A 23,993-nucleotide genomic window follows, 5' to 3' on the forward strand; every position below is an offset into this window, starting at 1 on the left:
GCCGCAGACAGTCCGCCAAAGCAAAGGAAGCCGCACAACCATGAGCTACTACCAGCACCCTCTCGATGCCACCGGCTTGCCATCCTGGAAGGCCTTGGAAGAACACCGCCTGGCCATGCAGAACTTCAGCATGCGCGAGGCATTCAAGGCCGATCCGACGCGCTTCGATGACCTGTCGGTTTCCTGCAGCGGCCTGTTTCTTGATTACTCAAAGAACCTGATCACCCCAGAGACCCGCACCCTATTGGTGAACCTGGCGCGCGAGGCCGGCGTCGAGCAGGCGGCCCGCGCCATGTTCGAAGGCGAGCGGATCAACGCCTCGGAAAACCGCCCGGTACTGCACACTGCGCTACGCCGACCGATGGGCGAATCGGTGATGGTCGACGGAAAGAACATCATGCGCGACGTGCATGCGGCGCTGGCGCAGATGACCGACATCGTCACCCGGATCCATAACAACCTCTGGCGCGGCTTCAGCGACAAGACCATCACCGACGTGGTGAACATCGGCATCGGCGGCTCGTTTCTCGGCCCGCAGCTGGTCTCCGAAGCGCTACTGCCTTTCACCCAGCATGGCGTGCGCACGCACTACCTGGCGAACATCGACGGCAGTGAATTTCGCGAGGTAACCGACAAGCTGAACGTCGAAACCACGCTGTTCATCATTTCCAGCAAGACTTTCGGCACCCTCGAAACCCTGAAGAACGCCCAGGCTGCGCGCACCTGGTACTTGGGCAAAGGCGGCACCGAGGAAAAGCTCTACCGGCATTTCATCGCGGTCACCAGCAATAAAAAAGCGGCCGTCGAGTTCGGCATACGCGAGAAGAACATCTTTCCGATGTGGGACTGGGTTGGCGGCCGCTACTCGCTGTGGTCGGCGATCGGCCTGCCCATCGCGCTGGCCATCGGCATGTCCAACTTCAAGGACTTGCTCTCCGGTGCCTACAGCATGGACCAGCACTTCCTCAACGAGCCGTTCGAAACCAACATGCCGATCCTGTTGGCGATGTTGGGCATCTGGTACCACAACTTCTGGGACGCGCAGAGCTACGCCTTCCTGCCCTACGACCACTACCTGCGCAACTTCGTCAAACACCTGCAGCAGATGGACATGGAATCCAACGGCAAGAGCGTGCGCCAGGACGGCACACCGGTATCCTGTAATACCGGCCCGGTGATCTGGGGCGGTGTCGGCTGTAATGGCCAGCATGCTTACCATCAGTTGCTGCACCAGGGCACACCACTGATCCCCGCAGATTTCATCGTGCCTGTGGTCAGCCACAATCCAGTCGCCGATCACCACGAGTGGCTCTACGCCAATTGCCTGTCACAGAGCCAGGCTTTGATGCGCGGCAAGACGCGCGAAGAGGCCGAAGCCGAGCTGCGTGCAAAAGGCATGAGCGAAGCCGAGATCGAGCGTCTGGCGCCGCACAAGGTCATTCCGGGCAACCGACCGAGCAACACCGTGGTCATGGAAACCATCAGTCCAGGCCGTCTCGGTGCACTCATCGCACTCTATGAGCACAAGGTGTTCGTCCAAGGCGTGATCTGGGGCATCAACTCGTTCGACCAGTGGGGCGTGGAGCTCGGCAAGGACCTGGGCAAAACCGTCTACGGCCAGATGACCAGCTTCGATGCGCAGCCCGCCGAGGACGCTTCGACCCAAGGGCTGATCAACTTTTTCCGCGGCCGTCATCGCGGCTGATCGATGCAGAACCGGACAGCGCCTGGTCGCTGTCCGGCAACCCTCCCGCCACTTTTCTGATGACTTGCACGCGTGCGGTCCTGGATTGATCGGCCAGGCCTGGGTAACACCTGCGCTTCGGGTAACATTCAAGTTCCCAGTCACGCCAGACGTTGCCTTTGGAAATCATCCGCCGTCATATTGAAACGCAGGTGCTCAGCCTCACCGGACTGGCCATCGGCGGTGTCGACTACGAAAACCCACCAGGTGACCCTGGCCTGTTCGGCCCGGAGTCAGTCTGCTGGCGCGTGCACGGTGACTTCACCTCCATGTTGGTGGGCGGGATCTCTGCCCTGCTGTTGCAAGCCCTGCATCCACTCGCCTTAGCCGGCGTCTGGGACCACTCGAATTTTCGCGACGACTTGCTCGGCCGGCTGCGCCGCACCGGCCAGTTCATCTCGGCGACTACATTTGGCAGTCAGACCGATGCGCAGCGACTGATCAAACGGGTCCGGGCCATTCACCTCAAGGTTACTGGGCATGCACCGGACGGCCGCCCCTATGCTGCGTACGACCCAGACTTACTGACCTGGGTGCACGTTGCCGAAGTCAGCAGCTTTCTCAAGGCGCACCTGCGCTACCTCAACCCCGCATTGCCAGGTCAAGAGCAAGATCGTTACTACAGTGAAGTGGCGCGTATTGCCGAAGCGCTCGGCGCCCGCCATGTGCCGCATTCCCGGCAAGAGATTGACGACTACCTTGAGGCGATCCGCCCACAGCTGCTCTGCGATGAGCGCTCACGGGAGATCGTGCGCATCCTGTTCGACGCCCCTGCTCCGAGTCGCCTGGTCAAGCCGTTTGGCGCGCTGATGATGCGAGCCGGCGTCGACCTGTTGCCGGACTGGGCCAGCGACATGCTTGATCTCAGCCAGTCCGACCGCCAAGGACAACTGATCCGAATGGCCGTCAGGCGAACCGCGCCGGTCCTGCGCTGGGCCGTGCGCAGCGGTTCGGTTCACCGGGCGCGCCGCCGCATGGGCCTGCCCATACGCTAGCGTGACCGGCAGGTTCCGCACCTGGAGCCACCTTTCGGCCTGTGCCACCATGAGCGCCCCGCGGAGCCCGCACCTTTCTCGAGGTTCAAGATCATGCAAGACGTCGTTATCGTCGCTGCCACTCGCACCGCTGTCGGCAGCTTTCAGGGCGCCCTGGCCAACATACCAGCCGTCGAACTGGGCGCCGCGGTGATTCGCCAACTCATTCAGCAGAGCGGAATCGATGCCGCGGAGGTCGACGAAGTCATCCTCGGCCAGGTGCTGACCGCAGGTGCGGGACAGAACCCGGCGAGACAGGCTTCGATCGGCGCAGGCCTACCCCATGCAGTACCGTCAATGACTCTGAACAAGGTCTGCGGATCGGGCCTAAAAGCGCTGCACCTGGCTGCACAGGCGATTCGCTGTGGCGATGCTGAGGTGGTGATCGCCGGCGGCATGGAAAACATGAGCCTGGCGCCCTATGTCATGCCCGCCGCCCGCACGGGCTTGCGCATGGGCCACGGCAAGCTGGTCGACAGCATGATTCAGGACGGCTTGTGGGACGCCTTCAACGACTACCACATGGGCATTACAGCCGAAAATCTGGTGGAGAAATACGGCATTACGCGCGAGGCCCAGGATGCGTTCGCGGCGTCCTCCCAACAGAAAGCGGTAGCCGCCATTGAAGCCGGGCGCCTGCGCGGGGAAATCACCCCAATCGAGATTCCGCAGCGCAAAGGAGAGCCGCTGGTGTTCGATACCGACGAACAACCGCGGGCCGGCACCACGGCAGAGAGCCTGGCCAAGCTCAAACCAGCCTTCAAGAAAGACGGCAGCGTCACGGCGGGTAACGCCTCCAGCCTCAACGACGGTGCAGCAGCGGTGTTGCTGATGAGTGCCGAAAAAGCCAAGGCGCTCGGCCTACCGGTCATGGCTCGCATCGCCAGCTATGCCAACGCTGGCGTCGACCCGGCCATAATGGGCATTGGCCCGGTGTCGGCCACACGCCGCTGCCTGGAAAAGGCAGGTTGGACACTCGACGAACTTGACCTGATAGAAGCCAACGAAGCCTTTGCGGCACAAGCGCTGTCGGTGGGTCAGGAACTGGGCTGGGATGCGAACAAGGTCAACGTCAACGGCGGCGCCATCGCCATCGGCCACCCGATCGGCGCATCTGGCTGCCGCATCCTGGTGACTCTGTTGCATGAAATGATCCGCCGCGACGTCCACAAAGGACTGGCGACGCTTTGCATCGGTGGCGGTCAGGGCGTCGCGCTGGCAATCGAACGCTGACCGACGGGTAGCCCGCCGGCCAAACGCCGGCGATTTCCGCTAAACTGCGCGGCCCTCTTCCCGAGTCGCCGCGCATGTCCTCTCTCGAACAGGCGCTGCGCGCCGCTTACCTCAATCGCGAAGCACTGCTGTCCGAACTACACCATCAGGCCACTGACTGTTACCGGTTGTTCCATGGCAGCCAGGAGGGCGCTCCCGGCCTCACCGTCGACCGTTATGGCCCGCTGCTGCTGGTGCAGAGCTTCCATGAGACGCTCGAACGTGGCGCCCTGCTGGCGCTGCATGAGCAAACCTGCACGAACCTGGGCACACGCCTGTTACTCGCCTACAACGACCGCTCTCAAGGTAACTCGCGTATTGACCGCAGTGACCCCGTCTACCGCGCCGATCCAGCTGCGCTGGAAGACCTGATCGGGCAGGAGTGGGGCCTAAACTACCGCGTTCGCGCGCGCCATAGCGGTCAGGATCCACTGCTGTTCCTGGACCTGCGCAATGTACGTGGCTGGATCAAGGCCAACAGCGCGGGCAAGTCAGTGCTCAACCTCTTCGCCTATTCCTGCGGCGTTGGCCTCAGCGCTGCCGCTGGCGGCGCTCGCGAGGTGTGCAATCTGGACTTCGCCGAAAGCAACCTCGCGGTCGGCCGCGAGAACGGTGCGCTGAACCCTGAGTTGGTCCCGATGCAATTTATTCAGTCGGATTACTTTCCCGCGATCCGTCAGCTCGCCGACATGCCTATTCCACAGCGACGCGGCCGTCCTCTGCCGGATTACCCGCGCCTTTCACCCAAGCAATTCGATCTGGTATTGCTCGACCCACCGGCCTGGTCAAAGAGCGCATTCGGCACAGTCGACCTGCTGCGCGACTACCAAAGTTTGCTCAAACCCGCACTGCTTGCAACCGCCGAGAACGGCGCCCTTATCTGCTGCAACAACCTGGCAAAGGTCGACCTCGACGACTGGCGAGATCAGGTCCTGCGCTGCGCGACCAAGGCCGGGCGACCGGTTCGGGACTGCCAGGCGCTGCCACCGGCAGCCGACTTCCCTTCGACAGACGGCAAGCCGCCGCTCAAGGTGCTGATGCTCCAGTTGTGAGGCAATGCGCCCGCACTCGCGGGAGGAACCCGCGTGTCATGCCATACTCCAAGGCAGTTCATCGCCTGGAAAGTAGGTCCGCATGCCCAACGGATTGAAGCGCGCGCTCATCGGCCTGATGACCGCCCTGATCGTATATTGCCTGCTCGGTTTTCTGATTCTGCCCGGAGTGGCGCAGCGCGTCGTAAATCAGCAACTGACGCATTACGCGACGGTACCGGCACGCCTTGAGCGGATCGAGTTCAACCCGTTCACGCTCGAGCTAAGGCTCCACAAGCTGCACATGGGCGAGCCGGATGCCGAGCAACTGGGATTCGAACGGCTATTTCTCGACCTCGAATGGGACAGCCTGTGGAGTCGAACGCTGCACCTTTCGGCTATCGAGCTCATCGGGCCGAATGCCGAAGTTCTGTTTGACCTCGACGGCAAATTGAACCTGACCGAGCTGTTCGAGCTGCCTCGGGCTGAAGCGTTGCCGGAAGAGGACTCCGAGCCCCTTGCCCTGCGTATCGACCGCTTGAAATTGGCCGGCGGCCGGGTGCACTTCGCCGATCAGCGAACCGAAGAGCCGATCGACTTCATCCTCGACTCGCTGGATTTCGAACTGCTTAACTTTGCGACCCGTTCAGCCGACGCGGCTGATGCCGTTCTGGTTGCCAAGGGCCCGGACGGATCACATATCGAATGGAAAGGTCAGCTCAACCTCTCCCCCATCACATCAACCGGCCAGCTTGAAATCGACGGACTGGCGCTGAAGACGTTCTGGCCCTATGTCCGCGACATGGCCCCGCTCGCTCTTAACGAAGGAAAGCTGAGCCTGAAGACGGACTATCAACTCGACCTCAGCGAAGGCACTTCGCTGCAACTGAACGACGCGAGCGCTACGCTGGCCTCGCTGAGCATCGATAGTCTGGAAGGGCAGCCACTGCTTCGTCTGAATAGAGCAGAGATTGCCCAAACTTCGCTGGATTTGCAGAAGCGACAAGTGACCCTTGGCCAGGTACGCAGCCAGGCACTGGAAAGCTGGCTGATCCGTGAGCCTGATGGCCAACTCAATTGGCAGCGCCTTGTGGCAGGCAATGCGGAGCCACAGCCCACCGAAACAACTGACGAAGAGCCTCAGCCAGCGCAAAAAAGCGATGCCCCCAGTCAACCTTGGCGGATCGCTATAGCTGACGCTGAACTGCGTGGTTACCAACTGCACCTGGCTGACAAAGCTCCTGAGCCGAACGTCGAACTGGAAGTCGGGCCGCTCGATCTGGACGTGCGCAACTTCGACAGCAGCGGCACCTCTCCAGTGGAGCTAAAACTGAAGACAGAGGTCGGCAAACAAGGCTCGCTGCTTGCCGAAGGGCAACTGACGCTGACGCCAATGCAGGGACGTTTCGACGTGACGCTGGCAGGGATCGACCTGCGCTTGGCGCAGCCTTACCTATCACCATTCGTTCGCCTGGAGCTACGCAGCGGACTGCTGGCCAGCCAGCTTGCCGTCGATTTAAAGGGCATTGAACCGCTGGCATTTCATATCGGCGGTTCCGCCGAGATCACACAGCTCCATACACTGGACACCATTCAGGACCGGGACTTGGTGAAATGGCAGTCGTTGCAGATCAGCGGCCTGGATTACAGCTATCCGAGCGAGCTGCAGATCGACAAGCTCGACCTGAACCAGCCGTATGCACGCTTCATCATCAACCCGGACCTGTCGACCAACATCAATGACCTGCTGGTGGAGAAGCCCACAGCTACGCCCAGTCCAGAGGTGGCTTCTTCGGAAGCATCAGCATCTCCAGACGAGCCAGACGTGCCCTTCGCATTACGAATCGGCGGGATTCAGATAGCCGACGGTTCGGCCAATTTCGCTGACCTGAGTCTGCGTCCGCCGTTCATCACTGCCATCCAGGATCTTGGCGGCAGCATTGGCACAATCGACAACCGACAACACAACGCTGCCAGCGTTGATATACAGGGCAAGGTTGACCGCTACGCGCCCGTGAGCATCGAGGGCAGCCTGACGCCCTTCGAGCCACTCCAGAGCCTCGACATCACCACCCGTTTCAAACAGGTCGAACTGACGACGCTCTCGCCCTACTCGGCCAAGTTCGCTGGCTACCGCATCCGCAAGGGCCGCTTGAATCTGGACCTGCATTACCGCATCCAGCAAGGGCAGCTGAATGCTGAAAACGAAGTGGTACTGGAGGAATTGCAGCTGGGCGAAAAGGTCGACAGCGAACAGGCCGTCGATCTGCCAATACGCCTTGCAGTGGCGCTGTTGAAGGACAGCAGCGGCACCATTGCGCTGAAGATTCCGGTACAGGGAGATCTCAAGAATCCACAGTTCGATGTAGTGCCTATCATCTGGCAGACGCTGCGCAATCTGGTGGTTAAAGCGGCCAAGTCCCCATTCAAGTTTCTCGGTGGGCTCGTAGGTCGTGACCAGGCTGACCTCAGTCAAATCCTCTTTCCGCCGGGCAGCAGCGAACTGGACAGTGCTGCGCGTAGCAACCTGGATACGCTCGCGAGTGCGCTCAAGGAGCGACCGGTGTTGAGGCTTGAGATCGAAGGTATGAGCGCGCCCGCCGTGGATGGGCCCCTACTGGCCGAACAATGGCTGGAGCGCGAATATCAACAGACCTGGTACAAGGTCTTGCAGCGACGTGGTGACACTGTGCCCGCCGATCCTGCAATGCTTGAAATCAGTGAAGACGAAAAAGCCGCCATGTTGGAAGGCATCTATCGCAGCCGCCTGCAACAGCAGCCGCCCACTGAGTGGCAAAGCCTCGACGAGGACACTCGAGCGCGACAGCTGCGGCAGGCAATCCTTAGCAGCCGAGAGAGCAGCACCGCCCTTCTGCGACGCCTGAGCCGTGCGCGAGCCGCCAGCATCAAGGATTATCTGGTGGACAATACAGGGCTGGAAGCAGGCAGAGTTTTCCTGCTCGACACAGGCATTGCCCAAACTCCCCAAGGTAGAGAAGTCCCAACGGTGCTGCATCTGGAGGCGGAATGAAACGGACAGGCAGGCGGCATTGGAAAGTGGGCCTTTCTTTCGCGGTCGGCTTGATGAGTTCAGGAGTTGGCGCGGACACCCTCCGTTGCGGCAGCAGCCTGATCAACACTGGCGACCGTACCTTTGAAGTGGAGCGTAAATGTGGCGAACCAGTCCAGCGTGACCTGGTGGGTTACACCCTGGGCGCACATCAACGCCGCGAGATGATGCGTGAAGAATGGGTTTACGGCCCAGACAATGGCGTATTCAGCATCCTCACATTCGAGGGAAATCGGCTGGTACGGATCGAAACCAGTCGCGCCAACTGAGCTCTGGGAGTCGAAATGCGAAAAAGTACCTTGCTTGCCGGGTTTACCCTCACGTTCTTTGCGCTGCAGGTGCAGGCTTCTTCGACATTTCGTTGCGGAAGCAAGCTGGTAAGCCTGAGAGATTCGACAGCTGAAGTCCACGCCAAGTGCGGTGAGCCGGCCAACCGTTCATTCACCGGATACAAGGAGCTGGTCGACGAATACGGTTTCCGTCAGGAGGTCCAGATAGAGGAATGGACTTACGGCCCCACCAATGGCATGTACCATTTTTTGCGCTTCGAAGGTAACCGTCTCAGCAACATCGATAGCGAACGAGGCTGATGGATAATAAAAAACCCGCTGCAAGCAGCGGGTTTTTTATTACCTAAGCGGTTAGTCCACCGCTTTCAGGCCATCTGCAGAGACGTCTTTGACGCCTTCGATGGTCTTGGCCTTGTCGATGGCCATCTCACGCTGCGCCTCGGTGGCGACTGTCCCGGACAGAGAGACGACACCATTATTGGTTTCGACTTCGATCTGCATGCCTGGAGTCGAGTCGCCAGCAAGCAGAGCAGATTTGACCTTGGTAGTGATCCAGGTGTCGGACATCGCCTCACCCGCTTCGTCTGCGGTGTGCTCAGCGGCATCCATGGTGTCGCTGGCAGCCAACATCATCGGTTGCGCTTCGTCAAAAGCTGAGGTGGTTTCGGCGAACGCAACGCCTGCCAGCGGCAAGCTGAAGGCAGTTGCAATAGCGGCAGCAGTTATAGAGGTCTGGATCTTGTTCATGAGGCGCACTCCTGTTTCTCATAGTTGCTGCGGCATAGCCCTACCGCAGGTTCACCTTAAAGATCGCAAGCTGCATGCCAAATGGCGAAATTATAAATTCCCTTATTATTCAGATACATAGCGCGGCATAGTGCCGTTAAGCCACTAGCACTCTGCATGTTTCGAGCAAGCGAAGCGTGCAGACTGCAATACCCAGGCTAGCGCAACGACTTGATTACCTTATGCCTGCGCAAAAAAAAGAGCCCCGAAGGGCTCTTTTCTGTCACGGGGATGCTTATGCGCCAGATGCCTCGGCCGCAGCTACATCCTTGATCGACAGTTTGATACGGCCGCGATTATCGACGTCCAGCACCAGAACCTTCACTTCCTGGCCTTCTTTGAGCACGTCGGTGACCTTCTCGACGCGCTGATCACTCAGCATCGAGATGTGCACCAGACCGTCCTTGCCCGGCAGGATGTTGACGAAGGCGCCGAAGTCGACAATGCGCTCAACCTTGCCGACGTAGATCTTACCGATCTCTGCCTCAGCGGTAATACCCAGAACGCGCTGCTTGGCGGCCTCTGCAGCCTCCTTGGTCTCGCCAAAGATCTTGATCGAACCATCGTCTTCGATGTCGATAGAGGCTTTGGTTTCTTCGCAGATGCTGCGGATGGTGGCGCCGCCCTTGCCGATGACGTCACGGATCTTGTCCTGATCGATCTTCATCGCAATCATGGTCGGTGCGTTGGCCGACAGCTCGGTACGCGACTGACCAATGACCTGATTCATCTGACCGAGAATGTTCAGACGCGCTTCCAGCGCCTGACCCAGCGCGATCTCCATGATCTCTTCGGTGATGCCCTGGATCTTGATGTCCATCTGCAGCGCAGTAACGCCCTTGGCGGTACCGGCGACCTTGAAGTCCATGTCGCCCAGGTGATCTTCGTCACCCAGGATGTCGGTCAGAACCGCGAACTTCTCGCCTTCCTTGACCAAACCCATGGCGATACCAGCAACAGGCGCCTTCATCGGCACACCGGCGTCCATCAGTGCGAGGGAGGCACCACAAACCGAAGCCATGGAGCTGGAACCGTTGGACTCGGTGATCTCGGAAACCACGCGAATGGTGTACGGGAACTCGTCAGCGCTTGGCAGCATGGCCGAAACGGAACGACGGGCCAGACGGCCGTGACCGATCTCGCGGCGACCAGTAGCGCCCATGCGACCACACTCACCTACCGAGTACGGCGGGAAATTGTAGTGCAGCATGAAGGGATCTTTCTTCTCGCCTTCGAGGGTATCGAGCAGCTGAGCGTCGCGCGCGGTGCCCAGGGTGGCAACCACTAGCGCCTGGGTTTCACCACGGGTGAACAGCGCCGAGCCGTGAGTTTTGTCGAGCACGCCGACTTCGATGTTCAGACCACGCACGGTACGGGTATCACGGCCATCGATACGCGGCTTGCCGTTGACGATGTTCTCGCGGACGGTGCGGTATTCGATTTCGCCAAAGGCTTCTTTGACTTCACCGGCTGACGGCTGACCTTCTTCACCGGAGAACTTGGCAACGATCTGGTCTTTCAGCTCACCCAGGCGCGCATAGCGGTCCTGCTTGATGGTGATGGTGTACGCCTGCGAGATGGCCTCGCCGAATTCGCTACGAATAGCGCTGAGCAGCTGAGTGTTTTCAGCTTTCGGCTGCCAGTCCCAGGTCGGCTTACCTGCTTCAGCCGCCAACTCGGTTACGGCCTGAACAACGGCCTGGAACTCGTCGTGAGCGAAGAGTACGGCGCCCAGCATCTGATCTTCGGTCAGCTCTTTGGCTTCTGATTCAACCATCAGAACCGCGTCTTTGGTACCGGCAACAACCATGTCCAGGCTGGATGCCTTGAGTTGCTCGTATGTCGGGTTTAGTAGGTAGCCGGTTTCTGGATGGAAGGCGACGCGTGCGGCACCGATCGGACCGTTGAACGGAATACCGGAAATTGCCAGCGCAGCCGAAGTACCGATCATCGCAGCGATGTCCGGATCGGTTTTCTTGCTGGTCGACACGACAGTACAGATGACCTGTACTTCGTTTTGAAAGCCTTCTGGGAACAGCGGACGGATCGGACGATCGATCAGGCGCGAGGTCAGCGTTTCCTTTTCGGAAGGACGTGCTTCACGTTTGAAGAAGCCACCCGGGATCTTGCCGGCTGCGTAGGTCTTTTCCTGGTAGTGGACCGAAAGCGGGAAAAAGCCTTTGCTTGGGTCGGCGGTCTTGGCACCGGTGACGGCGACCAGCACGGTCACATCGTCATCAACGGTGACCAAAACGGCACCAGTGGCCTGACGGGCAATTCGGCCAGTCTCGAGGGTAACGGTCGATTGACCGAATTGGAATTTCTTGATTACCGGGTTCACGGTGGTTCCTTCTCTTTGTTGCCTTGGGGGAATCGTTCTCACATCCTGCGGGCACAGCCTCGCGCGGGACATGTCACACAAAATTTGTGGGCAGCGATGGGAGTCGTCCCTACCGCTGTCCGAAACGTGCGCTTCTGAAAGGCAAAAGCTGGAAGCAGGGCAAACCCCACTTCCAGCTTTGGCATTCAGCTTCGCACCAGCATCGCTTAGCGACGCAGACCCAGACGACCGATCAGGGTGCTGTAACGAGTAGTGTCCTTGCCCTTCAGGTAGTCCAGCAACTTACGACGCTGGTTAACCATACGGATCAGACCACGACGGGAGTGGTGGTCTTTGCCGTTGGCCTTGAAGTGACCTTGCAGCTTGTTGATATTGGCGGTGAGCAGGGCAACCTGCACTTCCGGGGAACCGGTATCGCCTTCAGCTTGCTTGTACTCGCCAACGATCTGGGCTTTTTCTTCAACGCTAAGTGCCATGATGGGCTCCTTCTATGAACAGGCCGGGATTGCATCCCGTGTTTTAAAAGAGGTGTGACCGTGCCTGCCAACAGCCATCCTCGTAACGCGGCGCACCTTCAGGGCGCGCTGCGTATCGGTCACTCGGACCGAATCAGTCGACGCGGCGCAATGCGCCCGTCCTCGCTCACTTCACCTATTCCGATGAAGCGACCATTGTGATCCTGCACCCGCACCATGCCGAATTTCGGCGCTTCCGGTGCGCGTACCGGCTGTCCATGCAGCCAATAAAATGCGCTGTGCTCTGACAGCTGCAGCAGCGGCCAATGTTCGAGTCCGCTGTCCACTGGCTTCAGAAAGGCATCAACCGCCTCAGCACCACCCTCTGAGTGCACCCGCTCAAGCTCTTCAAGACTGACCGTCTGACTCAGATCGAACGGTCCCGCTTGGGTTCTCCGCAGCTCGGCTACGTGCGCACCACAACCCAAGGCATGCCCGATATCCTCGACCAACGTCCGGATATAGGTACCTTTACTGCAGGCGACTGCCAGACGTGCTCGGTCATCCTCAAGCGAGAGCAAATCCAAGCGGGCAATGGTAACAGAACGCGGCTCGCGCTCCACTACCTCTCCTGCCCGTGCCAGTTTGTACAGCGGCTGACCATCGCGCTTGAGCGCCGAGTACATCGGCGGGATCTGCTGCAGATCACCCCGAAACTGCGGCAAAGCAGCCTCTAGCTGCGCCTGGCTGACGGAGACGGGCTTGCGCTCAATCACCTCACCCTCAGCATCAGCCGTCGTGGTAGTCACGCCAAGCTGGGCGACGGTCTCGTAGCCCTTGTCGGCGTCCAGCAGATATTGAGAGAACTTCGTGGCCTCGCCAAAACACAGGGGGAGCACGCCGGTTGCCAGCGGATCCAGGCTACCAGTATGTCCAGCTTTCTCGGCGTTGAGTAACCAGCGAACCTTCTGCAAGGCTGCGTTCGAAGTAAACCCACGGGGTTTATCAAGAATAATGATGCCGCTGACGTCGCGGCGGATGCGTTTTACCTGTGCCAAGCCTACTCTCCAACGTCATCGCTGTGCTTGCGATCTTCTGCTACAGCGCGCTCGATAAGCGATGTCAGCTCGACGCCACGACGCACACTGGCGTCATAGTTGAAGTGCAACTGCGGCACTGTACGAAGCTTCATTGCCTTGCCCAGCTGCATCCGCAGGAAACCACTAGCGTCGTTGAGAATCCGAAGGTTGGCCTTGACCGCATCTTCATCGTCGTCTTTACCCATGACGGTGATGAACACCTTGGCATGGGACAGATCTCGACTGACTTCGACGGCGGTTATGGTTATCAGACCTAGACGCGGGTCCTTCACTTCACGCTGAATCAACTGCGCCAATTCACGCTGCATTTGATCGCCGATACGCTGGGTACGGCTGAATTCTTTGGCCATAAAATCTGCCTTGAGCAGCAAGCTGCTAGCCTAAAAAACGTTGTACTGCAAAGGCAAACGGCAAGCCTCAGGGTCGCCCCTGAATGCTTGCCGTCTGTTGCCTAACAGCTGCTGTTACAGCGAGCGCGCCACTTCGACTTTCTCGAATACTTCGATCTTGTCGCCGGCCTTGACGTCGTTGTAACTCTTCACCGCGATACCACATTCCATACCGGCACGTACTTCGGCGACGTCATCCTTGAAGCGGCGCAGCGATTCCAGCTCGCCTTCGAAGATCACCACGTCGTCGCGCAGAACGCGGATCGGACGATTGCGGTGCACCATGCCCTCGGTGACCATGCAACCCGCCACGGCACCGAACTTCGGTGAGCGGAACACATCCCTGACCTCTGCAATACCGAGGATGTTCTCGCGAACATCGCTGCCCAGCATGCCGGTCAGCGCTTTCTTGACGTCTTCAATGATGTCGTAGATGACGTTGTAGTAACGCAGATCCAGACCTTCCTGCTCGACAATCTTGCGCGCACCAGCATCAGCACGAACGTTGAAGCCGAACAGCACTGCATTGGACGCCAGCGCCAGGTTGGCGTCGCTCTCGGTGATACCACCGACACCGCCACCGATGACGCGCACCTGAACCTCATCGTTGCCCAAGCCACTGAGCGAGCCCTGCAGGGCTTCCAGAGAACCACGGACATCGGATTTGAGGACGATGTTAAGCGTCTTCTTCTCTTCCTGGCCCATGTTCTCGAAGATATTTTCCAGCTTACCGGCATGTGCCCGGGCCAGCTTCACTTCGCGGAACTTGCCCTGACGGAACAAGGCCACTTCACGGGCTTTCTTCTCATCGGTTAGCACGCTGAGCTCATCGCCAGCGTCCGGCGTGCCGTCGAGGCCAAGAATCTCGACCGGAATCGAAGGGCCAGCTTCTTTGATTGGCTTGCCGTTCTCATCTAGCATGGCGCGAATACGGCCGTAGTTGGAGCCAACCAGGGCCATGTCGCCCTGACGCAACGTGCCGTCCTGAACCAGCACGGTAGCAACCGGGCCGCGTCCCTTGTCCAGACGCGACTCAACCACAACACCCCGACCCGGGGCCGATGGGGTTGCTGTCAGTTCGAGAATTTCCGCCTGCAGCAGAACCGCCTCGAGCAAATCGTCGACACCGGTACCCATCTTTGCGGAGACCGATACGAACGGCGTGTCGCCGCCCCACTCTTCCGAAGTCACTTCGTGAACGGACAGTTCGCTGCGGATGCGATCGAGATCGGCGCCCGGCTTATCGATCTTGTTCACGGCAACTACCAGCGGGACACCAGCAGCCTTGGCATGCTGGATTGCTTCGATGGTTTGCGGCATCACGCCATCGTCCGCCGCCACGACCAGAATGACGATATCTGTCGCTTGAGCCCCACGGGCACGCATCGCAGTAAACGCAGCGTGGCCCGGGGTATCAAGGAAGGTAACCATTCCACGATCAGTTTCGACGTGATAGGCACCGATGTGCTGAGTAATACCACCCGCTTCACCAGCAGCAACCTTGGCGCGACGGATGTAGTCGAGCAGCGAGGTCTTGCCGTGGTCAACGTGACCCATCACAGTCACCACCGGAGCACGAGTGATGGCTTCACCCTCGAACTTCAGCAGCTCGGCCAGCTGTTCTTCCAGAGCGTTATCACTGACCAGCTTGACCTTGTGGCCCAACTCTTCAGCGATCAACTGGGCAGTTTCCTGATCCAAGACCTGGTTGATGGTCACCGGGGTGCCCATCTTGAACATGAACTTGATGACTTCCGCCGCCTTGACCGACATCTGCTGCGCCAGATCACCGACGGTGATGGTCTCACCAATGGCAACTTCGCGAACAATCGGGCCGGTTGGGCTCTGGAAACCATGCGCGTTGCGCTTCTTCAGCTTCGACTTGCCGCGTCCGCCGCGACGGAACCCATCGGCGTCGTCTTCGCCGCTTCGCGCTGTGCGCGACAACGGAGCTTTTGCCTTCAAGGAAGGGCGATGCTGAGCTTGCTTGCGATCACGACGCTCGTCATCGTCGCTGCGTGCCTTATCGGGACGGCGCGGTTCATCCTTCTTGCGCTCCTCAACGGGAGGGGCGACGGGAGCAACGACCGGGGCAGGATCAGCAGACACAGCTGCAACCGGTTCAGATGAAGCGGCGGCCGGCGCTTGAGTTTTGGCAGCTTCGGCCTGACGACGTACTTCTTCCTCGGCTTGTTGGCGAGCCTCTTCAGCCGCTTTCTGACGAGCGGCTTCCTCGGCTGCGCGCTGCTCCTCGAGCTCGCGCTGCTTCTCGGCCTCGATTTCGTCAGGACTGCGCTTGACGAAGGTTTTCTTCTTGCGCACTTCCACACTAATGGTCTTGCTGCCACCCACTTTCAGCTTGGTGGTGGTCTTGCGCTGCAAGGTAATCTTGCGCGGCTCATCCACCTTGGCGCCGTGGCTGCTTTTTAGGTGCGCCAACAGGGCCTGCTTTTCATTATCGGTCACTACTTGCTCGGCGCTGGTGTGCGACAGTCCTGCCTCACGCATCTGCTGTAGCAGTCGCTCGACCGGTGTGTCGACCACCTGGGCCAGTTGTTTCACCGTGACTTGCGTCATGCATCTCTCTCCTCAGGCCGCTAATTACTTACTCGAACCAATGGGCTCGGGCGGCCATGATCAGCTTGCCGGCACGTTCTTGATCTATGCCGTCTATGTCGAGCAGATCGTCAATCGACTGCTCGGCCAGGTCTTCGCGGGTGACTACACCCCGCACTGCCAACTCGACCGCCAGTTCGTTGTCCATACCATCCAGCGCAAGCAAATCCTCCGCCGGCTGGGCGTCTGCCAGTTTTTCTTCCGTTGCGATCGCTTTAGTTAGCAAGCGATCCTTGGCGCGGGTTCTCAGCTCGTTGACGATATCTTCGTCGAAGCCTTCGATGCCGAGCATTTCCTCCATTGGGACGTAGGCGATCTCTTCGAGAGAGGTGAAACCTTCCTCGACCAGTACTTGTGCCAGCTCCTCATCGACATCGAGCTCTTCGATGAAATTGCGTAAGATGTCACCAGTTTCTTCTTGCTGCTTGCTCTGGATGTCCGCTTCAGTCATCACGTTCAGCGTCCAACCGGTCAACTGACTGGCAAGACGTACGTTTTGCCCGCCCCGACCGATTGCCTGGGCCAGATTGTCTTCGCCGACCGCGATATCCATGGCATGCGCGTCTTCATCGACGATGATGGCAGCCACTTCAGCTGGGGCCATCGCGTTGATAACGAATTGTGCGGGGTTCTCGTCCCACAGCACGATATCGACACGCTCTCCGCCGATCTCGCCGGATACGGCCTGAACACGCGAACCGCGCATTCCAATGCACGCGCCTTGCGGATCGATACGCTTGTCTTTCGAGCGCACGGCTATCTTGGCGCGAGATCCTGGATCCCGCGAAGCAGCCATCACTTCAATCAGCCCTTCGGCGATTTCCGGAACTTCAATGCGGAAAAGCTCAATCAGCATTTGCGGCGCTGTGCGAGAAAGGATCAACTGAGGACCGCGATTCTCGGTACGGATTTCCTTAAGCAGCGCACGAACTCGCGCACCGACCCGAAAGGTTTCCCGAGAAATAATGTCTTCTCGGGCCAGCAACGCTTCCGCGTTATTGCCCAGATCGACAATGACGCTGTCTCGCGTAACCTTTTTCACCGTGCCGGAGATGATCTCGCCCAAGCGATCACGATAGGCCTCAACCACTTGGGCGCGCTCGGCCTCCCGGACCTTCTGCACGATGACCTGCTTGGCTGTCTGAGCGGCGATCCGACCGAACTCGATTGACTCGACCTTTTCTTCCAGGACATCTCCAACGTTGGCCCCAGCATCGACAGCCTGTTTCATGTCGACGGTCAACTGGTGTGCCGGATCGTCGAAATCTTCTTCCTCGACCACCGTCCAGCGGCGGAAGGTCTCGTAGCTACCGTTCTGCCGATTGATCTCGACCCGCAGGTCAACCTCGTCCTCGAAGCGCTTCTTGGTAGCAGTGGCCAAAGCCAGCTCCAATGCCTCGAAGATTACACTGGCCGGTACGCCTTTCTCGTTGGATACCGACTCCACAACCAGCAGTACTTCTTTGCTCATCGTACGCCTCGCCTATCGCAATCCATTGGGGTCCGCGGGATCCGCGACTCACTCAAAACGGGGAATTATGTTGGTCTTGTCGATCATGTCGATCGGCAACAGGTATTCATGGTCGTCGACCAGCACCACTACATCCTGCTCCTCGACCCCGCGCAGAAGACCTTGGAAATTGCGCCGACCCTCAAAGGGCGAACGCAGCTTTATTTTGACCTGTTCACCCACATGGGCCGTGAACTGCTCGAGCGTGAATAGAGGCCGATCCATACCAGGCGAGGACACTTCAAGGGTGTAGTCAGAGCTGATTGGATCTTCAACGTCGAGCACACCACTCAATTGGCGGCTGACCTTTTCGCAATCATCGACAAGAATTCCGTTGGAATGGTCGATATAGACCCGCAACAAAGAATGTCGACCCTGCGAAATGAATTCGATACCCCAGCATTGAAAGCCGAGCGCCTCGACCACTGGGGCCAACAAGGCCTGCAACTGTTCTAGCTTGCTCGACATCGAAGTCCCTCGCGCATGCTGTACAAATGAAAAATGGGCGAAACGCCCATCCATGACGATCGCCTGTAGATGCCGGCGACCTGGCTTGAAGCTAATAAAAAGCCCCTCGACAGGGGCTTTTATCAACTGGTTGCGGGGGCTGGATTTGAACCAACGACCTTCGGGTTATGAGCCCGACGAGCTACCAGACTGCTCCACCCCGCGTCAAACTGGGCACGAATTATACGACCACACTGACAACAGGTCAACCGAAAGACTAAAACAAGAAAGCCCGCATCTGCGGGCCTGCTTGTTTGGTACCGAGGAGGGGACTCGAACCCCTACAGCCTATGGCCACTACCACCTCAAGGTAGCGTGTCTACCAATTCCACCACCTCGGCAAAAACCTTATTCCTGCTCCTGCAGCGCAGGCACATCATCAGCAACAGGTGCGGATGGAGCGCTTTCCAACACAGGCACATCTTCCACTACTGGCTTACTGACCGGCACTTCAAGAACCGCCGGATCCGGCAGACCTGCCCCTGAGAGCTGGTCAGCCTGACGAGTTGCGAAAAATGCCAACCCAAGACTCGTAGCGAAAAAAACGGCCGCAAGTATAGCAGTAAATCGACTAAGAAAGGTAGAGGACCCCTGACTTCCAAATACAGTTGCGGAAGCACCCGAACCAAAGGAGGCGCCAGCATCAGCCCCTTTACCTTGCTGCAGCAACACCAGCGCAACCACACCAATGGCAACCAGCAGATGCACCACAATCACAACAGTCTGCAACATCTGATCAGTTCCCTGCGGCACGACAAATCGCACCGAAATCATTCGCTTTCAGGGAGGCGCCACCGATAAGCCCCCCATCGATATCCTGCATCTCGAAAAGCTCAGCAGCATTTTCCGCTTTTACGCTGCCTCCGTAGAGGATTCGCACACCATCAGCGATACGTCGATCTTCGCGAGCCAACTGCTCCCGAATCGCAGCATGCACCTCTTGAGCCTGCTGCGGCGTCGCAGTCAGCCCGGTGCCTATCGCCCAGACTGGCTCATAAGCCACCACCGCCTTTTCGAACGCGCCAACTCCAGCGCTAGTCAAGACACTAGCAAGCTGTCGACCAACCACTTCCAGAGTCTGCCCGGCTTGACGCTGCTCCAGCGTCTCCCCCAGACATAGCACCGGCGTCATCCCGCACACCAATGCAGCTGCAAATTTTTCGCCTACCACTTCGTCGCTTTCGCCCAAAATCAGACGCCGCTCGGAATGACCAACCAACACCCAACTGGAACCCGCATCAACCAGCTGAGAAGCCGACTCCTCACCTGTCAGCGCACCGAACCCGGCCTCCGCCGCGCAGTCCTGAGCCCCTACAGCAATCGCCTTGCCCTGTAGACCACTCACGACCTGTGTCAGATGCAGACTCGATGGAAATACAGCAACTTCTACACCCGCCGGAAAATCCTGCTGGCGAAGCGCCTCGATCAGCTCTGCGACGCTGGCGCGGGTACCGTTCATCTTCCAGTTACCAGCTACCAATGGGCGACGCATGCTTTACCTCGTCGGTCAAAGTGGGCGCAGATGGTACTCAACGAAAACGCACTTGGCAAGCGTAAATCACACACAAACTTCCTTAACCGCGCTCGCCAGCTCCTCGGCGTAACTGCGGACCTGATTTTCGTCGTCCCCTTCAACCATAACCCGCACCAGCGGCTCGGTGCCGGATTTTCGTAACAGCACCCGACCACGACCAGCCATACGCTCCGTAACGCTGTCACAGACAGCCTGCACCTGGGGATGGGCAATCGGATCCCGATCGCCACTGAACCGCACGTTGATCAATACCTGAGGGCATTTGCTCCAGACCATGCGCTCCTGCGCAAGGCTACGACCGCGACGCTTCAGAGCAAGCACAACCTGGAGCGCAGCAATGATGGCATCTCCAGTGGTGACATGCTGCGCGCAGACAATGTGACCTGAGTTTTCCCCACCAAGCACCCAGTCACGCTCGAGCATTTCAGCCATCACGTAGCGGTCACCGACCTTAGCCCGCACAAAAGGAATGTTGCGCGCCTTAAGCGCCAATTCAAGACCGAGGTTGCTCATCAATGTCCCGACAACCCCACCGATCAGACGGTCTCGGTCCTGCAAATCTGCGGCAATAATGTAGAGCAGCTCATCGCCATCAACCTGAGTGCCGGTATGATCGACCATCATCACCCGATCACCGTCACCATCAAAGGCTATACCAAAATCAGCGCCCTGCTCGATCACGGCCTTCTGCAGCTGCGCGACATGAGTGGAGCCTACGCCGGCATTGATGTTCAGCCCATCCGGCTGAGCAGCGATAACCGTCACCTCCGCCCCGAGCTCTCGGAAGACGCTGGGTGCAACCTTGTAGGTCGCACCGTGAGCGCAATCAAGCACAATCTTCATACCGCTGAAATCTGTGCTGGTCGGCACACTGCTCTTGCAGAACTCGATATAGCGCCCTGCCGCATCATTTATCCGTGAAGCCTTGCCTAGTTGCACCGACTCCACGACCGTCATCGGTGTGTCGAGCAGCTCCTCGATCATCAACTCAACCTCATCGGGCAGCTTCGTCCCGCGGCCAGAGAAGAACTTGATGCCATTATCGTGATGAGGGTTATGTGAGGCGCTGATCACGATACCAGCGTCCGCATGGAAGGTACGCGTCAGATAGGCGACCGCGGGTGTCGGCATAGGCCCCAGCAGCAAGACATCGGCACCTGCGGCAGAAAGCCCGGCCTGCAGTGCCGACTCGAACATATACCCTGAGATCCGAGTGTCTTTGCCAATCAAAATGCGACATTTCCCATGCTTGCGAAATGCCATACCTGCGGCCCAACCAAGCCTCAGCATGAATTCCGGCGTGATCGGAAATTGCCCCACATGGCCACGAATACCATCGGTGCCGAAATACTTTCTACCCATACATATTCCCTATTCTGCCGCCTGCACTGCAGCAATCATTCGAACTACATCAACCGTTTCGGCCACGTCATGCACCCGAAGGATGTTAGCGCCTTTGGCAACAGCCAGCGCGGCTAGCGCCAGGCTGCCATAGAGACGATGCGACACATCCCGCTGCAACGCTTGGCCGACCATACTCTTGCGGGATACACCGACAAGCAACGGACGCCCCAGCGTATGGAGCTGCTCCAGCCTGCTGAACAGGCTCAGGTTATGCGCGAGATTTTTTGCAAAGCCGAATCCCGGATCGAGCACGACCCGGGCGGCTGGGATGCCTGCAGCTGCACACGCCTCCATGCGCTCACGCAAAAAACTGACGACCTCGCTGGCGACATCGTCGTAGCGCGGATCGTTTTGCATATCGCCGGGCTCACCTCGCATGTGCATCAAGCACACCGGAAGCCCACTGCTTGCTACAGCCTCCAGCGCCCCATCGCGAGATAGAGAGCGGACATCATTAATCAAGCCTGCACCGAGCCGGGCAGTCTCGCGAATTACAGCAGGCGTCGAGGTGTCGACCGAGATAATCACATCAAGCTCTCGAGCAATCGCCTCTACTACAGGCGCAACACGCTCAAGCTCTTCGATCGGCGCAACAGCGCGCGCCCCCGGGCGAGTCGATTCCCCGCCTACGTCAATTAACGTCGCCCCCGCCGCCATCATGGCGTCGGCGTGCCGTAATGCAGCAACGACACCCGCATGCCTGCCGCCATCGGAGAAAGAGTCGGGAGTGACATTCAAGATGCCCATGACATGTGGGCGGGACAAATCAAGAACCCGGCTGCCACAAGACAGCCGGGTTGAGTACATCTTTTCCCTCATCTAACGCAGCCTTAGCTTAATGCTCGCCAGCGGGACCACCAATCGGCGCCTGTGGACGGCCACCTTCTGGCTGAATAGGCGTTCCGGTTGGACCAGAGCCATCCTGCCAGTCACGAGGCTCACGTGGAGTTCGGCCAGCCATGATGTCATCAATCTGATCAGCATCGATGGTCTCGTACTTCATCAGTGTCTCGGCCATCACATCGAGCTTGTCACGGTTGTCGGCAAGAATCTGCTTAGCCGTGCCGTAGCACTGATCAATGATGCTACGAACCTCGAGATCGATCATTTTTGCCGTGTCACCGGACACATTAGTGTGCTGACTACCCGCACTGCGGCCAAGGAACACCTCGCCCTCTTCCTCTGCGTACATCAGCGGGCCCAGCTTTTCGGACAGGCCCCACTTGGTAACCATATTACGGGCCAGCTGGGTAGCACGCATGATGTCATTGGAGGCACCAGTGGTAACCCCCTCAAAGCCGAGCGTCATTTCCTCAGCGATACGGCCTCCAAACAGCGAGCAGATTTGACTGATCAAGGCTCGCTTGGAAAGACTGTAACGGTCTTCTTCGGGTAGAAACATCGTCACACCCAAAGCCCGACCGCGTGGAATAATCGATACCTTATAAACAGGATCGTGCTCCGGAACGACGCGCCCCACGATGGCATGCCCCGCCTCGTGATAGGCCGTATTGAGTCGCTCCTTTTCGGACATGACCATGGACTTGCGCTCTGCGCCCATCATGATCTTGTCTTTGGCCAGCTCAAACTCTTTCATTTCCACCAAGCGCTTGCCGGCGCGTGCCGCAAACAACGACGCTTCGTTCACCAGATTGGCCAGGTCCGCACCTGAAAAACCAGGTGTGCCCCGCGCAATCAAAGCCGGCTCAACAGTGTCACCAAGCGGAACCTTGCGCATGTGGACTTTAAGAATCTGTTCGCGACCACGAATATCGGGGAGCCCAACGACTACCTGACGGTCGAAACGACCGGGGCGAAGCAGCGCAGGATCGAGCACATCCGGGCGGTTCGTGGCAGCAATGACGATGATGCCGTCATTCATTTCGAAACCATCCATCTCGACCAGCAACTGGTTCAACGTCTGCTCACGTTCGTCGTGACCACCGCCGAGACCCGCGCCGCGATGGCGACCGACAGCGTCGATCTCATCGATGAAAATGATGCACGGTGCATGCTTCTTGGCTTGCTCGAACATGTCGCGCACGCGGCTAGCACCCACCCCGACGAACATCTCAACGAAATCGGAACCGGAGATGGTAAAGAACGGAACCTTGGCCTCGCCAGCGACCGCCTTGGCTAAAAGCGTTTTACCGGTACCCGGTGATCCAACCATCAGCACGCCACGCGGAATGCGGCCTCCGAGACGTTGGAACTTACCGGGGTCTCGCAGGAACTCGACCAGTTCGGTGACTTCTTCTTTCGCCTCGTCACAACCCGCGACATCAGCAAATGTGGTTTTGACCTGATCTTCGGACAGCAGGCGAGCCTTGCTCTTGCCAAAGCTCATCGGGCCGCCTTTGCCACCCGCGCCGCCTTGCATCTGCCGCATGAAGAACATGAAAACCGCAATGATCACCAAAATTGGGAAGCTAGCCACCAACAGCTGCGTCCAGATGCTCTGCTGCTCAGGCTGCCGGCCTTCGATCACCACATTGTTGTTGATCAGGTCACCGATCAGGCCGTTGTCCTGAATCGCGGGGCGAATCGTCTTGAACGTCTCGCCGTCACTGCGCTTGCCGGTAATGACGAAACCGTCGACGGTCACGCGCTCGACCTGACCTTCTTTCACCTGCTCGATGAAATCCGAATAGTTGAGCGTTTGCGGCTCTGTCGGGCTGGAAAAGTTGTTCATCACCGTCACCAGGACAGCGGCAATGATCAACCACAAAATCAGGTTCTTTGCCATGTCGTTCAATTCACTACCCTCTAGAGCAGGCGGGTTTTCGGGAGCCTGCATGACGGCCGATGGTTCGCTCTCGGCCTAACTTACTACACAACGTTGCTGAACGCGCAGCTCGGTCTGTAACCCGATATGAAACATGCTAGCCGGTATTTCATGGGCCGGAGCTC

Annotated in this window: 20 protein-coding genes and 2 tRNA genes; 7 read left to right on the forward strand and 15 right to left on the reverse strand. The window is 58.5% G+C overall.

The window, feature by feature from the left end; translation table 11 throughout:
• The first annotated feature begins 40 nt into the window (after nucleotides 1-40).
• From pgi to ALTERO38_RS15450, 7 genes are all read left to right on the forward strand, one after another.
• Entirely contained in the window at nucleotides 41-1,705 is a 1,665-nt protein-coding gene (gene pgi, locus ALTERO38_RS15420) for a glucose-6-phosphate isomerase (RefSeq protein ID WP_102835608.1), read from the forward strand.
• A gap of 158 nt (nucleotides 1,706-1,863) precedes the next feature.
• On the forward strand, nucleotides 1,864-2,739 hold the full coding sequence (locus ALTERO38_RS15425) for an oxygenase MpaB family protein (RefSeq protein WP_159968917.1): 876 nt from the start codon (nucleotides 1,864-1,866) through the stop codon (nucleotides 2,737-2,739).
• 93 nt (nucleotides 2,740-2,832) lie between these two features.
• A complete protein-coding gene (locus ALTERO38_RS15430; RefSeq protein WP_148926748.1) occupies nucleotides 2,833-4,011 on the forward strand; it encodes an acetyl-CoA C-acetyltransferase in 1,179 nt (392 codons plus the stop codon).
• A gap of 74 nt (nucleotides 4,012-4,085) precedes the next feature.
• Nucleotides 4,086-5,102 carry a class I SAM-dependent rRNA methyltransferase gene (locus tag ALTERO38_RS15435; protein ID WP_159968918.1) on the forward strand — a complete coding sequence of 339 codons (1,017 nt, stop codon included), beginning with the start codon at nucleotides 4,086-4,088 and terminating at the stop codon, nucleotides 5,100-5,102.
• An 82-nt stretch (nucleotides 5,103-5,184) separates the two neighbouring features.
• Complete coding sequence (locus tag ALTERO38_RS15440) at nucleotides 5,185-8,112, forward strand: DUF748 domain-containing protein (protein WP_159968919.1); 2,928 nt, start codon at nucleotides 5,185-5,187, stop codon at nucleotides 8,110-8,112.
• Nucleotides 8,113-8,165: 53 nt separating this feature from the next.
• A complete protein-coding gene (locus ALTERO38_RS15445; protein WP_256663904.1) occupies nucleotides 8,166-8,420 on the forward strand; it encodes a DUF2845 domain-containing protein in 255 nt (84 codons plus the stop codon).
• 15 nt (nucleotides 8,421-8,435) lie between these two features.
• On the forward strand, nucleotides 8,436-8,741 hold the full coding sequence (locus ALTERO38_RS15450) for a DUF2845 domain-containing protein (RefSeq protein WP_159968921.1): 306 nt from the start codon (nucleotides 8,436-8,438) through the stop codon (nucleotides 8,739-8,741).
• 51 nt (nucleotides 8,742-8,792) lie between these two features.
• Here ALTERO38_RS15450 and ALTERO38_RS15455 read toward each other — a convergent pair whose 3' ends face one another.
• The 15 genes from ALTERO38_RS15455 to ftsH form a co-directional block, all read right to left on the reverse strand.
• Nucleotides 8,793-9,188: a BON domain-containing protein gene (locus tag ALTERO38_RS15455; protein ID WP_159968922.1), complete on the reverse strand. Its 396-nt coding sequence runs from the start codon at nucleotides 9,186-9,188 to the stop codon at nucleotides 8,793-8,795.
• A gap of 274 nt (nucleotides 9,189-9,462) precedes the next feature.
• A complete protein-coding gene (pnp, locus tag ALTERO38_RS15460; protein ID WP_102835600.1) occupies nucleotides 9,463-11,568 on the reverse strand; it encodes a polyribonucleotide nucleotidyltransferase in 2,106 nt (701 codons plus the stop codon).
• A 206-nt stretch (nucleotides 11,569-11,774) separates the two neighbouring features.
• Nucleotides 11,775-12,044: a 30S ribosomal protein S15 gene (gene rpsO, locus ALTERO38_RS15465; RefSeq protein WP_019342083.1), complete on the reverse strand. Its 270-nt coding sequence runs from the start codon at nucleotides 12,042-12,044 to the stop codon at nucleotides 11,775-11,777.
• A gap of 119 nt (nucleotides 12,045-12,163) precedes the next feature.
• Nucleotides 12,164-13,081 carry a tRNA pseudouridine(55) synthase TruB gene (gene truB, locus ALTERO38_RS15470; protein WP_148926754.1) on the reverse strand — a complete coding sequence of 306 codons (918 nt, stop codon included), beginning with the start codon at nucleotides 13,079-13,081 and terminating at the stop codon, nucleotides 12,164-12,166.
• A 2-nt stretch (nucleotides 13,082-13,083) separates the two neighbouring features.
• Nucleotides 13,084-13,473: a 30S ribosome-binding factor RbfA gene (gene rbfA, locus ALTERO38_RS15475; protein ID WP_102835598.1), complete on the reverse strand. Its 390-nt coding sequence runs from the start codon at nucleotides 13,471-13,473 to the stop codon at nucleotides 13,084-13,086.
• Between the two features lie 114 nt (nucleotides 13,474-13,587).
• The gene (gene infB, locus ALTERO38_RS15480; RefSeq protein ID WP_159968923.1) at nucleotides 13,588-16,089 is read right to left on the reverse strand and encodes a translation initiation factor IF-2; all 2,502 of its coding nucleotides are present in this window, start codon (nucleotides 16,087-16,089) and stop codon (nucleotides 13,588-13,590) included.
• Between the two features lie 28 nt (nucleotides 16,090-16,117).
• Entirely contained in the window at nucleotides 16,118-17,599 is a 1,482-nt protein-coding gene (gene nusA / locus ALTERO38_RS15485; protein ID WP_159968924.1) for a transcription termination factor NusA, read from the reverse strand.
• A 48-nt stretch (nucleotides 17,600-17,647) separates the two neighbouring features.
• Nucleotides 17,648-18,106: a ribosome maturation factor RimP gene (rimP, locus tag ALTERO38_RS15490; protein WP_159968925.1), complete on the reverse strand. Its 459-nt coding sequence runs from the start codon at nucleotides 18,104-18,106 to the stop codon at nucleotides 17,648-17,650.
• 127 nt (nucleotides 18,107-18,233) lie between these two features.
• Nucleotides 18,234-18,310 (reverse strand) — tRNA-Met (locus tag ALTERO38_RS15495).
• Nucleotides 18,311-18,400: 90 nt separating this feature from the next.
• Nucleotides 18,401-18,486: transfer RNA gene (locus ALTERO38_RS15500), tRNA-Leu, on the reverse strand.
• A gap of 7 nt (nucleotides 18,487-18,493) precedes the next feature.
• Entirely contained in the window at nucleotides 18,494-18,877 is a 384-nt protein-coding gene (gene secG / locus ALTERO38_RS15505) for a preprotein translocase subunit SecG (protein WP_159968926.1), read from the reverse strand.
• A gap of 4 nt (nucleotides 18,878-18,881) precedes the next feature.
• Complete coding sequence (gene tpiA / locus ALTERO38_RS15510) at nucleotides 18,882-19,637, reverse strand: triose-phosphate isomerase (RefSeq protein ID WP_159968927.1); 756 nt, start codon at nucleotides 19,635-19,637, stop codon at nucleotides 18,882-18,884.
• Between the two features lie 66 nt (nucleotides 19,638-19,703).
• Nucleotides 19,704-21,041, reverse strand: a complete 1,338-nt coding sequence (gene glmM, locus ALTERO38_RS15515; RefSeq protein ID WP_159968928.1) for a phosphoglucosamine mutase — start codon at nucleotides 21,039-21,041, stop codon at nucleotides 19,704-19,706.
• Between the two features lie 9 nt (nucleotides 21,042-21,050).
• Complete coding sequence (gene folP / locus ALTERO38_RS15520; protein WP_159968929.1) at nucleotides 21,051-21,902, reverse strand: dihydropteroate synthase; 852 nt, start codon at nucleotides 21,900-21,902, stop codon at nucleotides 21,051-21,053.
• Nucleotides 21,903-21,918: 16 nt separating this feature from the next.
• Nucleotides 21,919-23,829, reverse strand: coding sequence for an ATP-dependent zinc metalloprotease FtsH (ftsH, locus tag ALTERO38_RS15525; RefSeq protein ID WP_148926758.1), 1,911 nt, complete (start codon nucleotides 23,827-23,829; stop codon nucleotides 21,919-21,921).
• Nucleotides 23,830-23,993 lie beyond the last annotated feature (164 nt).

This window comes from Pseudomonas sp. 9Ag, assembly GCF_902506445.1.
GTDB lineage: Bacteria > Pseudomonadota > Gammaproteobacteria > Pseudomonadales > Pseudomonadaceae > Stutzerimonas > Stutzerimonas stutzeri_AB.